Annotated in this window: 16 protein-coding genes; 8 read left to right on the top strand and 8 right to left on the bottom strand. The window is 69.9% G+C overall.

Features of this window, described 5'->3' with window-relative positions; translation table 11 throughout:
• Nucleotides 1-208: 208 nt before the first annotated feature.
• Entirely contained in the window at nucleotides 209-1,156 is a 948-nt protein-coding gene (locus BLU84_RS23680; RefSeq protein ID WP_074873043.1) for a LysR family transcriptional regulator, read from the bottom strand.
• Between the two features lie 134 nt (nucleotides 1,157-1,290).
• Between BLU84_RS23680 and BLU84_RS23685 the strand changes: the two genes are divergently transcribed.
• Nucleotides 1,291-2,292 (top strand): aldo/keto reductase, encoded by a 1,002-nt coding sequence (locus BLU84_RS23685; RefSeq protein WP_074873046.1) that lies wholly within the window; start codon nucleotides 1,291-1,293, stop codon nucleotides 2,290-2,292.
• Nucleotides 2,293-2,535: 243 nt separating this feature from the next.
• Here BLU84_RS23685 and BLU84_RS23690 read toward each other — a convergent pair whose 3' ends face one another.
• From BLU84_RS23690 to BLU84_RS28950, 6 genes are all read right to left on the bottom strand, one after another.
• Complete coding sequence (locus BLU84_RS23690) at nucleotides 2,536-4,662, bottom strand: TonB-dependent siderophore receptor (protein ID WP_074873051.1); 2,127 nt, start codon at nucleotides 4,660-4,662, stop codon at nucleotides 2,536-2,538.
• 261 nt (nucleotides 4,663-4,923) lie between these two features.
• Nucleotides 4,924-5,145, bottom strand: coding sequence for a hypothetical protein (locus BLU84_RS23695; RefSeq protein ID WP_074873053.1), 222 nt, complete (start codon nucleotides 5,143-5,145; stop codon nucleotides 4,924-4,926).
• A 65-nt stretch (nucleotides 5,146-5,210) separates the two neighbouring features.
• Complete coding sequence (locus BLU84_RS23700) at nucleotides 5,211-5,432, bottom strand: hypothetical protein (protein WP_074873056.1); 222 nt, start codon at nucleotides 5,430-5,432, stop codon at nucleotides 5,211-5,213.
• A gap of 81 nt (nucleotides 5,433-5,513) precedes the next feature.
• Nucleotides 5,514-5,723 (bottom strand): hypothetical protein, encoded by a 210-nt coding sequence (locus tag BLU84_RS23705; protein ID WP_139175218.1) that lies wholly within the window; start codon nucleotides 5,721-5,723, stop codon nucleotides 5,514-5,516.
• Between the two features lie 41 nt (nucleotides 5,724-5,764).
• Nucleotides 5,765-5,977: a hypothetical protein gene (locus BLU84_RS23710; RefSeq protein ID WP_074873063.1), complete on the bottom strand. Its 213-nt coding sequence runs from the start codon at nucleotides 5,975-5,977 to the stop codon at nucleotides 5,765-5,767.
• A 115-nt stretch (nucleotides 5,978-6,092) separates the two neighbouring features.
• A complete protein-coding gene (locus tag BLU84_RS28950) occupies nucleotides 6,093-6,590 on the bottom strand; it encodes a DUF6053 domain-containing protein (protein WP_425479449.1) in 498 nt (165 codons plus the stop codon).
• Here BLU84_RS28950 and BLU84_RS23720 point away from each other — a divergent pair.
• The 6 genes from BLU84_RS23720 to BLU84_RS23745 all read left to right on the top strand — a co-directional run bounded on the left by BLU84_RS23720 (nucleotide 6,508) and on the right by BLU84_RS23745 (nucleotide 12,274).
• Nucleotides 6,508-7,962, top strand: a complete 1,455-nt coding sequence (locus BLU84_RS23720; protein WP_425479450.1) for an amidohydrolase — start codon at nucleotides 6,508-6,510, stop codon at nucleotides 7,960-7,962. The genes BLU84_RS28950 and BLU84_RS23720 overlap by 83 nt on opposite strands.
• A gap of 3 nt (nucleotides 7,963-7,965) precedes the next feature.
• Complete coding sequence (locus BLU84_RS23725) at nucleotides 7,966-8,658, top strand: hypothetical protein (protein WP_074873072.1); 693 nt, start codon at nucleotides 7,966-7,968, stop codon at nucleotides 8,656-8,658.
• A gap of 90 nt (nucleotides 8,659-8,748) precedes the next feature.
• The gene (locus tag BLU84_RS23730) at nucleotides 8,749-10,098 is read left to right on the top strand and encodes a M20 family metallopeptidase (protein WP_074873075.1); all 1,350 of its coding nucleotides are present in this window, start codon (nucleotides 8,749-8,751) and stop codon (nucleotides 10,096-10,098) included.
• A 286-nt stretch (nucleotides 10,099-10,384) separates the two neighbouring features.
• Nucleotides 10,385-11,197, top strand: coding sequence for an NADPH-dependent 7-cyano-7-deazaguanine reductase QueF (queF, locus tag BLU84_RS23735; RefSeq protein WP_074873077.1), 813 nt, complete (start codon nucleotides 10,385-10,387; stop codon nucleotides 11,195-11,197).
• A 182-nt stretch (nucleotides 11,198-11,379) separates the two neighbouring features.
• Nucleotides 11,380-11,688, top strand: coding sequence for a LysM peptidoglycan-binding domain-containing protein (locus tag BLU84_RS23740; protein ID WP_074873080.1), 309 nt, complete (start codon nucleotides 11,380-11,382; stop codon nucleotides 11,686-11,688).
• 73 nt (nucleotides 11,689-11,761) lie between these two features.
• Nucleotides 11,762-12,274, top strand: coding sequence for a hypothetical protein (locus BLU84_RS23745; protein WP_074873083.1), 513 nt, complete (start codon nucleotides 11,762-11,764; stop codon nucleotides 12,272-12,274).
• A 253-nt stretch (nucleotides 12,275-12,527) separates the two neighbouring features.
• Here the strand turns inward: BLU84_RS23745 and BLU84_RS23750 are convergent, their stop codons facing one another.
• On the bottom strand, nucleotides 12,528-12,932 hold the full coding sequence (locus BLU84_RS23750) for a YchJ family protein (protein WP_074873086.1): 405 nt from the start codon (nucleotides 12,930-12,932) through the stop codon (nucleotides 12,528-12,530).
• Nucleotides 12,933-13,003: 71 nt separating this feature from the next.
• Here BLU84_RS23750 and BLU84_RS23755 point away from each other — a divergent pair, with 71 nt between their 5' ends.
• On the top strand, nucleotides 13,004-13,711 hold the full coding sequence (locus tag BLU84_RS23755) for a UPF0149 family protein (RefSeq protein ID WP_074873091.1): 708 nt from the start codon (nucleotides 13,004-13,006) through the stop codon (nucleotides 13,709-13,711).
• The last annotated feature ends 83 nt before the right edge of the window (nucleotides 13,712-13,794 follow it).

Raw genomic sequence — 13,794 nt, forward strand, 5'->3', positions numbered from 1 at the left:
GTCGCTGCGGTTGGATTCCGGCTTTCGCCGGAATGACGGCGTGGGAGCTTCGGGTCTTCGGGCGAGTTCGGCGGAGCTACGTCGCTTCGGTTGGTCGCGACTCGCGTCGCTCCTACAGGGTCTCCGGCCAGTTTCGTATCCGACTGTAGGAGCGGCGCAAGCCGCGACCACGACACCGCACCCGCGACGCCATCGCGACGCACTGCCACTACTCCCAAACCTGCTCACGCAAAAAATCCACGAACACCCGCAACTTCATCGGCAACTGCTTACGCTCCGGGTAATAGATGTAGAACCCCGGAAACGGCGACAACCACTCCGACAACACCTCCACCAACCGCCCCTCGCGCACATCCGCACGCGCCGACGGCTCGAACACCTGCGCCAACCCCAACCCCGCGCGCGCCGCCGACAGAATGTGCGCGCCTTCGTTGAGAATCAGCCGCCCGCGCACCTCAACATCGAAATCGCGCCCATCGCGGCTGAACTCGAACGGATACAGCCGGCGGCTGCCGGGCAAGCGCAGACGGATGCAGTCGTGCTCGGCCAGATCCTGCGGCGTGCGCGGCGGCGGATGGCGTTCGAAGTACGCCGGCGCGCCGACGATCACCTGCCGCTGCGGCCCGCCGAACGGCACCGCGACCATGTCGCGCGCCAGGCTCTCGCCCAGGCGGATGCCGGCGTCGAACCCCTCGGCGACCAGATCGGCCAGGGTGTCGTCGGCGAACAGCTCCACTTCCAGTTCCGGGTAGCGCGCCATGAACCGCGGCAGCAATGGTTCGATCATGATCCGCAGCGCGGTGCGGCCGACGTTGATGCGCAGCCGCCCGGTCGGGCGGTGGCGGACGTCGTCGAGGTCGTCGAAGGCGGCCTGGATCTGCGCCAGCCCGGGCTGGATGCGTTCGAGGAAGCGCGCGCCGTGCTCGGTCAGCGCCACCCGCCGGGTGGTGCGGTTGAGCAGGCGCACGCCGAGCCGGGCTTCGAGCGCACGCACGCTCTGCGACAGCGCCGAGGGCGAGACCTCCAGCTCGGCCGCGGCGCGGGTGAAGCTGCCGAAGTGGGCGACCCGGGCGAAGCCGAGCACGGCGGGCAGTGGATGGGCGGCGATGGCGGCGGCTCCGGCGGGGTCGACAGCGATTATGAAGACATTCTTCATGACGCATGAGGACTAAGCCGGTTTTTCGCGCAATCGCGCCGCCCTACAGTGCCCGCACGCCCTCCCCGGGCGCCGCGGCGGCTCCCCCGCCCGCCGCGTCCCGTCTCTCCCCCCGATCATGGAGAACCGCCGCAATGACTACGCTTCCGACCCGCCGCCTCGGCCGCAACGGCCCCACCGTGTCCGCGCTCGGCCTGGGCTGCATGGGCATGAGCTTCGCCTACGGCGCTGCCGACGACGGCGAATCGCTGGCCACGCTCGAACGCGCGCTGGAGCGCGGCGCGAGCTTCCTCGACACCGCCGACATCTACGGCCCGCACACCAACGAGGTGTTGATCGGCGGCTTCCTGCAGGGCCGCCGCGAGCAGGTGTTCCTGGCGACCAAGTTCGGCTTCGTCAACGACCCGGCCAACCCCGCCGCGCGCACCGTCAGCGGCCGCCCCGAGTACGTGCGCAGCGCGGTCGAAGGCAGCCTGCAGCGCCTGCGCACCGACCACATCGACCTGTACTACCAGCACCGCGTCGACCCGAACGTGCCGATCGAGGACACCGTCGGCGCGATGGCCGACCTGGTCCGTCAGGGCAAGGTGCGTTATCTCGGCCTGTCCGAGCCCTCGGCGCAGACGCTCGAACGCGCCCACGCGGTGCATCCGATCACCGCGGTGCAAAGCGAATATTCGCTGTGGACGCGCGACCCGGAGCGCAACGGCGTGCTGGAAACCTGCGAGCGCCTGGGCGTGGGCTTCGTCCCCTACAGCCCGCTCGGCCGCGGCTTTCTGACCGGCGCGATCACCGACGCCAAGACGCTGAGCAGCGACGACTTCCGCCTGAGCACGCCGCGTTTCCAGGGCGACAACTTCGCCCGCAACCTGGAGCTGGCTGCGCAGGTCAAGACGATGGCCGCCGACAAGGGCTGCACGCCGGCGCAGCTGGCGCTGGCCTGGGTGCTGGCGCAGGGCGAGCACCTGGTGCCGATCCCGGGCACCAAGCGGCGCAAGTACCTCGACGACAACCTCGGCGCGGTGGATGTGGTCGTCTCGGCCGAGGAACTGGCCACGCTCAACGCGGTGTTCGCCCCCGGCTCGGTCGCGGGCGACCGCTACACCGAAGCGGGCATGGCGATGATCGGTCGCTGAGCCGCGTGTGCGGGACGCAGCGGCGACGCTGCGTCCCGTTTTTTTCGGGCCGGTGCGGCGGCGATTGCAGCGACCGCGGTTGCCGCGCGATCTGCCGCTGCGCGGTCGCGACTTGCGTCGCTCCTACAGGGGGCAGATGTCGCAACGCAGCGACTGTAGGAGCGACGCAAGTCGCGACCGCGAACCCGCACCTACGACGAAACCCGCCACCGCCGAACCATGCGGCGGCGGCGCGTCAACGCTTCACCAGCGATACCGCACCGACGCCGTCACCGTGCGCGGATACCCGTAGTAGCACCACGCCGCGCTGTTGCACACCGACACGTATTCCTTGTCGCTGAGGTTGCTGGCGTTGAGCTGGAAGCGCCACGCGTCCAGGTCGTAATGCACGGCGGCGTCGAACAAGGTGTACGACGGCGTCTTCCACTGGTTGTAGGTGTCGCCGTAGTGCTCGCCGGTGTAGCGCACGCCGGCGCCGAAGCCCAGGCCCGACAGCGCGCCGTAGCCGATGGTGTAGTCCGCGCCCAGGGACGCGACGTTGCGCGGCTGCAGCGCGATCTGCTTGCCCAGCGCGCCGGCGTCGTTGCTGCGGGTCACTTCCGAATCGGTGTAGGTGTAGGCGCCGTACACGCTCAGGCCGTTGGCGAAATTCCAGCGCCCTTCCAGCTCGGCGCCGCGCACGCGGGTCTCGCCCTGCTGGACCGAGAACAGGGTGTGGACCGGATCGACGGTCAGGGTGTTCTTCTGCTTGATCTCGTAGGCGGCCAAGGTCAGCAGCGCGCGGCCGTCGGCGGGCTGGAACTTCAGGCCCGCCTCGATCTGCTCGCCGGTGGTCGGCACGAACGAATTGCCATTGGCGTCCTCACCCACGGTCGGCTCGAACGATTGCGACCAGGCCACATACGGCGCCCAGCCCGACTCGAACACATAGTTCACGCCCACGCGCCCGGAGAACTTGCTGTCGTTCTGGCGTTCGCGCGTGACCGGATTGGCCAGCAGTTGGTCGGTGCGCGTGCGCACGCGGTCCTGGCGGCCGGCGGCGGTGATCACCCAGCGGTCGATGCGGATCTGGTCCTGCACGTACACGCCGATCTGTTGCTGCAGCTTATCGGTGCGCGAGGTGTAGGCCGGCTTGACGATCGGCGCGCCGTACACCGGGTTGAAGATGTCCAGCGACGGCGCGCCGAACGCGAACGCCGAACTGTAGTCGCTTTCCAGGCGGCGGTAGTCGATGCCGGCGAGCACGGTGTGGTCCCAGTTGCCGGCGCCGAACTTCCATTCGACGTTGTTGTCGACCGCGAACGACTTGGACTGCTCTTCCAGCGGGAAGTAGTAGCGCGTCAGCGTGCGCTGGTCGTCCTGCAGGCCGAACGCGCCGACGCCGGCGTCGTGGTCCACATCGACCTTGCCGTAGCGCAGGTTCTGGCGGAAGGTCAGCGCATCGCTGAAACGATGGCTGAGCTCGTAGCCGATCGACTGCATGGTCTTGACGTAGTCGTTCCAGCCCGGCTCGCCGGTGTAGCGCTCGCGCGGGATCTTGCCATTCGGGTTCGGCAGCAAGGTGCCGGCCGCGGGCAGGAAGCCGCCGCCCTGCGCGGTGTCGGCCTTCTGCCAGCGCGCCAGCACGGTCAGTTGGGTGTCTTCGCTCGGCTTCCAGGTCAGCGCGGGGGCGAAGAAATAGCGGTCGTCCTTGACGTAATCGACGATGTTGTCGCTGTTGCGGGCCAGGCCGGTGAGGCGATAGCTGAGCGTGCCGTTTTCGCCGAGCGCGCCGCCGAAATCGAACGCGGCTTGGCGCAGGTCGTAATTGCCAAGGGTGACTTCGACCTCGCGCAGGGTGTCGGTGGTCGGCCGCTTGCTGACCATGTTGACCAGGCCGCCCGGCGGCATCGCGCCGTAGGCCACCGACGACGGCCCCTTGAGTACGTCCAGCCGCTCCAGGCCGTAGGGCTCGATGCGGGTGCCGCCGGTCCACACGCCGTCGGTGAGGGTCAGCCCGTCCATGTAGCGCGCCGGGCTGAAGCCGCGCACCAACAGCCAGTCGCTGCGGGTGTCCTGGCCGTAGCCGCCGCCCTGGGCGCCGGCGGTGTACCAGACCGCTTCCTCGATGCCCTGGATGCCGCGTTCGCGCATCTGCTCGGCGGTGATCACCGAGACCGACTGCGGCACCTCGATCAGCGGGGTGTCGGTCTTGGTCACGGTCTGGCTGCGCTTGGCGATCGGCGCCTGGACCTGGACCTTGTCGAGCGTGGTCGCGGCGGGCGCGTCGGCGGCGGGCGCGGCGAAGGCGGCGGCCAGCAGCGGCAGGCCGGTCAGGGCGAGGCGGATCGCGCGGCCGAGCGGGCGCGGACGGGGAGCGGTGTGGGACATGTGGGCCTGGGCGGAAGCGGAGAAGGGCGCGATCGCGGCCGCGGCGTCCTGCGCGCCGGCAAACGATAACCATTCTCATTTTAGGCCCGGGGCGGCGGCGGGGCAAATCCGGGGGCGCGCGGTTGCGAAAGGCGGCGCTTGGGCGGCTTCAAGGGCGGGGCCACGTCGCTACCGACGACCGGCGACCGGTGATCGGCGACCGGGGCCGGTGCGCTGCCGCCGGTGCGCGGGCGCGCCGCAGCGCGCCCGCGGGTCGAACGCTTATTCGATTTCGGATTCCGGCATCAGCGGGCAGTTCATCGGCTGGGCGCACAGGTTGTGGCGGTGCGCGCACCGGCTCTGGGTGGTGCCCGGCTCGTTCATGCAGTCGTTGTAGATCTGCAGGCAGTCCCAGCAACTGCCGGCCACGGCAGTGCCGGCGAAACCGGCGGCGAATACGAACGCGGCGGCGAACAGGGTCAAGCGGCGGCGAATCGGATGCATACGAACCTACTCCTTGGTCGTGGATGGATGGCGCCGGAGTCCGGCGCAAGACGGCGCGATGCGGCTCAGGGATCCAACGGCAGCGGCATCAGCATGCAGCCCGGCGGCACGCACTCGTTGTACTGGCGCGCGCAGACCTCATAGCTCGGGTTGGGCCCGGCCATGCAGTCGTCGTAGATCTGCCGGCACGGCGCGCACCGCGCCGGCAGCGCGCTGGCGACGGTGGCGAAACCGGCGGCGAACGCGAACGCGGCGACGAACAGGGTCTTGTGGCGAATCGAACGCATACAAACCTTCTCCTTGGTCTTGGGTCGATGGGTCTGGATCGACACGCCGCGCGCACGGCGCGCGCGGTCGTACGGGGGCGCTTATTCGGGCATCACCGGGCAGTTGATCGGCCCGGCGCATTGGTTGTGCTCGCGAATGCACTGCGTCTCGTCGCTGCCGGGCCGGGCCATGCAGTTGTCGTAGAGGGCGAGGCAGTGGTTGCAGTTCGGATCGGCGAGCGCGCTGCCGGCGAAACCGGCGGCGAATACGAATACGGCGAGGAACGACATCGCGTGGCGAATCGGTCGCATGGGAACGGGCTCCTGGATGTGTGGACGTGCGCGCCGCGGCCTCAGAACTCGGGCATCAGCGGGCAGTTGATCGGCTCGGCGCAGCGGTTGTGCTCGCGCGCGCACAGGCCCTGGTCGGCGTCGGGCTGGGCCATGCAGTTGTCGTAGATCGCAGTGCACCAGCTGCAATTGCGTTGCGCGAACGCGCTGCCGGCGAAACCGGCGGCGAACACGAATACCGCGAGAAACAGCGTCTTGTGGCGAATCCCATGCATACGAACCTTCTCCTTGGTCGAGGCGGGCGCGCGCCGCGGCGGCGCGCGGGCCGGTGGCGAAACGACGCACGCGCCGACGGCCGCTCGGCGGCTGCGGTGCGTGCGGCAGCGGAACTCAGGTCTGCGGCTTGAACGGGCAGCCCAGCGACTTGGCGCAGCGGTTGTGTTCGAGCACGCACTCGTACTCGCTGGCATCGGGCTGGGCCATGCAACGGTCGTAGATGCCGGTGCAGATGCTGCAGTTGCGCTGGGCGGCCGCGCTGCTGGCGAATCCTGCGGCGAGCGCGAATGCGGCGGCGAACATCACGGTGCGATGACGGATCGAAGGCATGCGAACCTGCTCCTTGGTCGGCGGGCCGGGCGGCCTGCGACAGCATGCGCGAGGGGGTCGCCGCGGCCTGTGACTGCTATCACGGGGCCGCCGGTCGATCCTGGGCGAACCGGCCCGACGGCAACGGCGGCCGCTGCGGGTATCGCCCATCGCGGCTTCGGCCTTAGCATCGGATGTTGTCGCGGCGGGGCCGACGGTTGTGGGAGGGCCTTCAGGCCCGATGCTTTTGTTTCCGGTCGCCGCGATCGGAGCGCAAAGCGTCGGGCCTGAAGGCCCTCCCACAACGGCCGATCCTGTCGCCGAGCCGATTTCCTTTATTCGCCGGAGTTTCGCGATGCCCCCTCGTTTCCGTCTGCCGGCGCTGCTCGCGCTCGGCCTCGCCGCCGCCCCCGCGTTCGCCCAGAACGCCAACCCCGCCGCCGACTCCGCCGCCGTCGCCCAAGCCGCGCAGTCGGTGCAAAGCCGCGTCGTCGCCTGGCGCCGCGACATCCACCAGCACCCCGAGTTGGGCCAGCACGAAACCCGCACCGCGCAACTCATCGCCGACCAGCTGCGCAAGCTCGGCCTGCAGCCGCGCACCGGCATCGCGCATACCGGCGTGGTCGCGGTGCTCAAGGGCGGCAAGCCCGGGCCGCGCATCGCCATCCGCGCCGACATGGACGCGCTGCCGGTGACCGAACCGGCCGGCCTGCCGTTCGCTTCCAAGGTCACCGCCGACTACCGCGGCCAGCCGGTCGGGGTGATGCACGCCTGCGGCCACGACGCGCACGTGGCGATCCTGCTCGGCGTCGCCACCGCGCTGGCGGCGCAGAAGGACCAGCTGCCGGGCGAGGTGATGTTCGTGTTCCAGCCGGCCGAAGAAGGGCCGCCGACCGCGGGCGAACCATTCGGCGCCAAGCTCATGCTCGACCAGGGCGTGTTCAAGGACTTCAAGCCCGAGGCGGTGTTCGGCCTGCACGTGTGGGCCGGGCTCAACGTCGGCCAGATCGGCTACCGCAGCGGCCCGATGCTGGCCAGCGCCGACGAATGGAGCCTGACCGTGCGCGGCAAGCAGACCCACGGCTCGCGGCCGTGGGACGGCGTCGACCCGATCACCGTCGGCGCGCAGATCCTGCTCGCCAGCCAGAGCCTGATCGCGCGCCAGGTCAACATCGCCGCGACCCCGGTGGTGCTGACCGCCGGCCAGTTCAACAGCGGCGTGCGCTTCAACATCATTCCCGACGAAGCCAAGCTGGTCGGCACCCTGCGCACCTTCGACCCGGCCGTGCGCGAGGACGTGATCGCGCGCCTGCGCCGCACCGCCGACGACTACGCCCACGCCGCCGGCGCCAGCGCCGAGCTGGCCGTGGTCAACAACGCCCCGGCCACGATCAACGATGCCGCGCTGACCCGGCGCGTGCTGCCGTCGCTGCGGCGCGCGGCCGGCGAGGCCAACGTGGTCGAGTCGGGCCTGGTGACCGTGGCCGAGGATTTCTCCCAGTTCGCCAACACCGTGCCGGGTTTTTATTTCTTCGTCGGCTCGACCGCGAAGGGCAGCGACGCGGCCAAGGCACCGATCAACCACTCGCCGAATTTCATGCTCGACGAGGGTTCGCTGGACGTCGGCACCAAGGCGATGCTGCAGGTGGCGCTGGATTACCTGCACGGGCCCTGAGACGTGGATGCTCCGGCAACCGATGCGCAACGCGGCGCGGCCGCGCCGCTACGCCTGAGCGGCGCGGTGCGGCGGCTGCAACGCACGGTGCAGACCCTCAGCCCCGGCGGCCGCCACGGCGCGCGGGTCGAATTCGCGGTGTATCGCTTCGACCTCGAGCGCCGGCGCGTAGCGCTGTATGTGCCGCTGGCGCCGGCCGGGCCGGCGGCGCCGCCGCTGGCCGAAGGCGACCGCGTCGACCTGCTCGCGCAGCGCTACCGCGCCGATGCGCGCGACGACGCGCGGCAAGCCGAGGCCGGCGCGGTGGTGGCGCTGCGCAATCATGAAGACGGCGCCGCCTACGCCTGCCACAGCGCGTTCCGCTGGCTCGCGCTGGACATCGCCCCGGTCGGCTACACCCCGCGCATGCTGCGCGCGGCGCTGTGGTGGACGCTCGGCCTGTCGCTGCTGGCCTGCGCGGCGATACCCGGTTTCAGCCTCGCCATCGGTGCTTCCACGCCGTGGCAGCGCGTGCTGGCCGACGTCGCGGCGCTGGTCGGGCTGATCGACGCGGCGATCTGGCTGCCGGTGGCGGCCTTGCAACTGCGCTGGCGGCTGGGCCGGCCGAGCGCGCGCCAGCGCTACACCGAACAGGTCTACGCCGCGCTCGGATTCGGCTCGCCGCTGGCGCCGGCGCCGGGCCTGATCGAGCTGTGAGGACCGCGCGGTAAGTTCTCGCGACCAACGTCGCGCAGCCCGGGCTGGCCGCATCGGCTAGCATCGGGACTTTCCCGCCGGAGTCCGTCGATGAAGCGTCCGCTGTCCGTCGCGTTGAGCTGCGCCCTGACCTGTTCCGCGCTGGCCGCGCTGCCGCTGGCCGCGTCCGCGCAAGCGGCGGCTTCGCCCGCGGCGCAGCGCCCCGAGGTCGCCGCCGCCGCGGCCAAGGTCCAGGCCAACGTGGTCGCCTGGCGCCGCGACTTCCATCAGAACCCGGAGCTGTCCAACCGCGAGGAGCGCACCTCGGCCAAGGTCGCCGAGCACCTGCGCAAGCTCGGGCTCAAGCCGCGCACCGGCATCGCCAGGCACGGCGTGGTGGCGATCATCGAAGGCGGCAAGCCCGGCCCGCGCATCGCCCTGCGCGCCGACATGGACGCGCTGCCGGTGACCGAACAGGTCGACGTGCCGTTCGCGTCGAAAGCCACCGCGACCTTCCGCGGCGAGACCGTCGGCGTCATGCACGCCTGCGGCCACGACGCCCACACCGGCATCCTGCTCGGCATCGCCGACGCGCTGGTGGCGATGAAGAAAGACCTGCCGGGCCAGGTGATGCTGATCTTCCAGCCGGCCGAAGAAGGCGCGCCGGCCAACGAGGAAGGCGGCGCCTCGCTGATGCTCAAGGACGGCCTGTTCAAGGACTTCAAGCCCGAAGCGGTGTTCGGCCTGCACGTGTTCTCGACCTTGAACGCCGGCCAGCTCGGCGTGCGCGGCGGCCCGCTGATGGCGGCCTCCGACCGCTTCAGCATCAAGATCAAGGGCCGCCAGAGCCACGGCTCGACGCCGTGGATGGGCGTCGACCCGATCGTCGCCGCCGCCGACGTGATCGGCAGCGCGCAGACCATCGTCAGCCGCCGCACCAACATCGCCAAGCTGCCGGCGGTGGTGACCTTCGGCGCGATCAAGGGCGGCATCCGCTACAACATCATTCCCGACGACGTGGAAATGATCGGCACCATCCGCACCTTCGACGAAGGCATGCGCCAGGCGATCTTCAAGGACCTCAAGAACGTCGCCGAGCACGTCAGCGCCGCGCACGGCGCGCACGCCGAAGCGCAGGTGCCCGACCAGGACGGCAACCCGGTCACCTACAACGACCCGGCGCTGACCGCGCGCATGCTGCCGAGCCTGAAGGCCGTGGCCGGCGAGGCCAACGTGATCGAGATGCCGCTGGTGATGGGCGCGGAGGATTTCTCCTACTACGCCAAGGAAGTGCCGGCGATGTTCTTCTTCGTCGGCGCGACCGAGAAGGGCGTGGATCCGGCGACGGCGCCGAGCAACCACTCGCCCAAGTTCAAGCTCGACGAGAGCTCGCTGGACCTGGGGCTGCGGGCGATGCTGCAGGTGACGCTGGATTATCTGAACGCGCCTAAGGCGGGGTGAGCGGTAGGTTCGCGTTTGCTCACATCCGTCCTTCGCGGGCGCGGCTCGCAACCACGAAAGCGGCGGAACGGGCCGGGATCGTGGTCTGGGATCGACGATCCGACGATCCGACGATTTTCCGGGCTTCGGCGACGGCGCTTGCGTTCGTCGCTGCGGTTGGTCGCGGCTCGCGCCGCTCCTACATGGGCTACCTGTAGGAGCGGCGCGAGCCGCGACCGCGAACTGCGCCGCCCCGCGCAAACCCGCGGCCCGGGGCGAACCCCGCCGCAGCGGCTAAAATACCGCCATGACCGCCCACGAACTCCCCCTCGGCCGCCACGTCGACTACCCGCGCGAGTACGACGCCTCGCTGCTGTTCCCCATCGCCCGCGCGCTCGGCCGCGAGCACATCGGCGTCGACGACGCCGCGCCGCCGTTCGTCGGCCACGACCGCTGGCACGCCTACGAACTGAGCTGGCTGGACCCGCGCGGCAAACCGCAGGTCGCCACCGCGACCGTGTCGGTGCCGGCGACTTCGCCGCACCTGATCGAATCCAAGTCGCTCAAGCTGTATCTGAATTCGTTCAATTCCAGCCGTTTCGACAGCGCCCAGGCGGTGCTGCACACCATCGCCGCCGACCTCAGCGCCGCCGCCGGCGCGCCGGTCGCGGTCGCCTTCGGCCTGCCGCCGATCGGCGGCGACGGCGCGGTCGAATCGATCGACGGCCTCGACGTGGCCATCGACGACTACGGCCCGCCCAACGCCGGACACCTGTCCGCCGACGCCGGCGAGATCGTCGAAGAAGCCCTGAGCTCGGCCCTGCTCAAGTCGAACTGCCCGGTGACCGGGCAGCCGGACTGGGCGCGGGTGGTCATTGCGTATCGCGGCCCGCGCCTGGACCGGGCCGGCCTGCTGCGCTACCTGGTCTCGTTCCGCGACCACGCCGAATTCCACGAGCAATGCGTCGAGCGCATCCACGCCGACCTGACCCGCATCGCCGCGCCGCAGTGGCTGTCGGTGGAAGCGCGCTACACCCGCCGCGGCGGCCTGGACATCAATCCCTGGCGCGGCAGCCCCGGCCTGGACGCGCCTGCCGCGGGTCGCGACGAACGGCAATGACGCGTCCGCAGGCACCGGTTCCGCGCGGAGCCGGTGCCTGCCGGCACTTCGGCCGCGCGACGGCGCCTTAAGCTCGTCATATCCCCATTCAGTTTCATCATCAAAGTTCACGCGGGCGCTATGTCTTTTTAACAAGCGCCGTGTCATGGTGCCCCCGCCAACACGGCAGGAGCCCTCTACCCATGACTACCCCGGATAAGAAAGCCGATTTTTCCGATGTGCAAGGCGGTGTGTCGAGCACCGACGAAATCAAAGAGAAAGCCGATTTCAGCGACGTCCAAGGCGGCTCGAGCTCGACCGACGAGATTACCGGCGGTGGTGAGCAGACCTACACGGTCCAGAAGGGCGACACGCTGTCGCATATCGCCAAAGAGTTCTACGGCAAGGCGAACAAGTGGAACGCGATCTTCGAGGCCAATCGCGATCAGCTCGACGATCCCGACAAGATCCAGCCCGGCCAGATCCTGAAGATTCCGACCGTCAACGACTGACGCATCGTCCACGACGAGGCGCGTGCGCGCGCCGCGACGCTTTCCACTTCATCGCTTTCCAAGGAGATCCACCATGCTGATCCGCAATCGCACCACGTACGCTGTCGCCGCCGCCCTGGTCGCCTCGCTGGCGCTGGCGGGCTGCAAGAAGAAGGAAGAACCCGCGCCCGCGCCGCCGGCCGCCGAAACCCCGGCTCCGGCGCCGACCGCTCCGGAACCCGCTCCGGCTCCGGTCGCTGCGACCGCGACCGTCGCCAGCATCGACCTGGGCAGCGCCATCGGCGCCGACAAGAAGGTCACCGCCGCGGCGACCGCGTTCAAGCCGAAGGACACGATCTACGCGTCGGTCTCCACCAGCACCTCCGACCCGGCCGCCACCGTGGCGACCAAGCTCGGCGCCAAGTGGACCTTCCAGGACGGCCAGACCGTGCATGAGAACCCGGTCGAAGACGTCCAGGCCACCAACGGCGGCGTGACCGAGTTCCACATCAACAGCCCGAAGGGTTTCCCGGAAGGCAAGTACAAGGTCGAAGTCACCCAGGACGGCAACGTCGTCCAGAGCAAGGATTTCGAAGTCAAGAAGTAAGCCTCCTCGCCTCAAGGGCGGGCAAGCCCGGGCGCGGCCTCACGGCCGCGCCCTTTTTTTGTCTTCGATTCGCGCGAATGCGGCGGTTGCTTTTTGTAGGAGCGGCGCAAGCCGCGACCGCGAAACCGCAGCTACGACGCACACCGAAAATCCCGCGCCGACACCCGCCGAGTCGCACACGCACCGAGGTTTCATCGTGGTTGCGTTGTCGCAGTCGCGGCTCGCGCCGCTCCTACAGCGAGCTACCGCGACATCAACCGCGCGGAAACTCGCCGTCCACATACACCCAGCGCCCATCGACGCGGGCGAACCGGCTGACCTCGTGCAGGCGCACCGCGCTGCCGCCGCCGACGCGGTAGCGGGCGACGAATTCGACCACGGCCGTCTCGCCCTCCTCGCGCTGGCGCTTGAGCTCCAGTCCCAGCCAGCGCACCGCCGGGTCGAAGTCGAGCTCGGCCGGGCAGGTCTCGGGCGACCAGCTCGCGCGCAGGTACTCCAGGTCGCCCAGCACGTAGGCGCTGTAGCGCGAGCGCATCAGCGCCGCGGCGCTGGCCGCGGCCTGGCCGGCGTGGAGCGGCCCGCAGCAGGCGGCGTAAAGGCGGGCAGGGTCGCAGGGGCAGGCGGCGGGTGGGGCGGGGCGCGTAGTTGGGGCAGTCATGCGCGGTATTTTCGCCGCGGCGACGCGCTTGCGACTACCATGCACGCCCCGTTTCCCCCGCGAGCCCTGCCATGAAAGCCCCCGCCTATCTCGACGACGACCAGATCGAACGCCTGGCCGACCTGCTCGACCAGCGCGCCGTGCCGTACAAGGGCTTCAACCTGGAAGCGCTGGACGGCTACCTCTCCGCCCTGGTGGTCGGCCCCGAGCACCCGGCCCCGGCCGAATGGCAGCCGGCGGTGTGGGGCGGCAAGGAACCGCGCTGGAGCGACGAGGCCGAGGCCGCGCAGGTGCAAGCCCTGCTGATCGGCCACTGGAACATGGTCAGCGCGCGCGTGCGCCACGGCGACGACGACCTGCCCGACCACCTCGCCCCGCTGCTGTGGCTGCCCGAGGAACCCGACACCGAGCAGCCCGACGAGCTCGACGTCGGCCGCGACTGGTCGCTGGGCTTCTTCCGCGGCGTCGAGCTGCGCGAGGCGACCTGGGAAACCTGGCTGGACGAGAACGACTGGATCGACGAGATCTTCGTCCTGTTCGACCGCCTGGCCAGCGGCGAGGTGCTCGGCGAAGACCCGGCCGCGCCGCCGACCCCGGTCAGCTACCGCGAGCGCCTGGAGATCGTCGCCGGCCTGCCCGGCATGCTCGCCGACCTGCAGCACCACCGGATCGAGGCGCTGACCCCGCGCGAACCGCTGCGCCGCGCCGAGACGCCGGACCGCAACGAGCCGTGCCCGTGCGGCAGCGGCAAGAAGTACAAGAAGTGCTGCGGGGTCTGAGCGCCCGTCCATCGCCGCGCGCTTAAACCGGCGCGGCGACCGCCGCGGCGCGGGCGTATCCTGATCGCGGAGACCGCTTTCAG

The sequence above is a fragment of the Lysobacter enzymogenes genome, from assembly GCF_900106525.1.
GTDB classification, from domain to species: Bacteria; Pseudomonadota; Gammaproteobacteria; order Xanthomonadales; family Xanthomonadaceae; genus Lysobacter; species Lysobacter enzymogenes.

What these genes read in the sequence shown, in the direction of transcription:
- BLU84_RS23680 (WP_074873043.1), bottom strand. Translation starts at nt 1,156, where the DNA reads ATGAAGAATGTCTTCATAATCGCTGTCGACCCCGCCGGAGCCGCCGCC.
- BLU84_RS23685 (WP_074873046.1), top strand. Translation starts at nt 1,291, where the DNA reads ATGACTACGCTTCCGACCCGCCGCCTCGGCCGCAACGGCCCCACCGTG.
- BLU84_RS23690 (WP_074873051.1), bottom strand. Translation starts at nt 4,662, where the DNA reads ATGTCCCACACCGCTCCCCGTCCGCGCCCGCTCGGCCGCGCGATCCGC.
- BLU84_RS23695 (WP_074873053.1), bottom strand. Translation starts at nt 5,145, where the DNA reads ATGCATCCGATTCGCCGCCGCTTGACCCTGTTCGCCGCCGCGTTCGTA.
- BLU84_RS23700 (WP_074873056.1), bottom strand. Translation starts at nt 5,432, where the DNA reads ATGCGTTCGATTCGCCACAAGACCCTGTTCGTCGCCGCGTTCGCGTTC.
- BLU84_RS23705 (WP_139175218.1), bottom strand. Translation starts at nt 5,723, where the DNA reads ATGCGACCGATTCGCCACGCGATGTCGTTCCTCGCCGTATTCGTATTC.
- BLU84_RS23710 (WP_074873063.1), bottom strand. Translation starts at nt 5,977, where the DNA reads ATGCATGGGATTCGCCACAAGACGCTGTTTCTCGCGGTATTCGTGTTC.
- BLU84_RS23730 (WP_074873075.1), top strand. Translation starts at nt 8,749, where the DNA reads ATGAAGCGTCCGCTGTCCGTCGCGTTGAGCTGCGCCCTGACCTGTTCC.
- queF (WP_074873077.1), top strand. Translation starts at nt 10,385, where the DNA reads ATGACCGCCCACGAACTCCCCCTCGGCCGCCACGTCGACTACCCGCGC.
- BLU84_RS23740 (WP_074873080.1), top strand. Translation starts at nt 11,380, where the DNA reads ATGACTACCCCGGATAAGAAAGCCGATTTTTCCGATGTGCAAGGCGGT.
- BLU84_RS23745 (WP_074873083.1), top strand. Translation starts at nt 11,762, where the DNA reads ATGCTGATCCGCAATCGCACCACGTACGCTGTCGCCGCCGCCCTGGTC.
- BLU84_RS23750 (WP_074873086.1), bottom strand. Translation starts at nt 12,932, where the DNA reads ATGACTGCCCCAACTACGCGCCCCGCCCCACCCGCCGCCTGCCCCTGC.
- BLU84_RS23755 (WP_074873091.1), top strand. Translation starts at nt 13,004, where the DNA reads ATGAAAGCCCCCGCCTATCTCGACGACGACCAGATCGAACGCCTGGCC.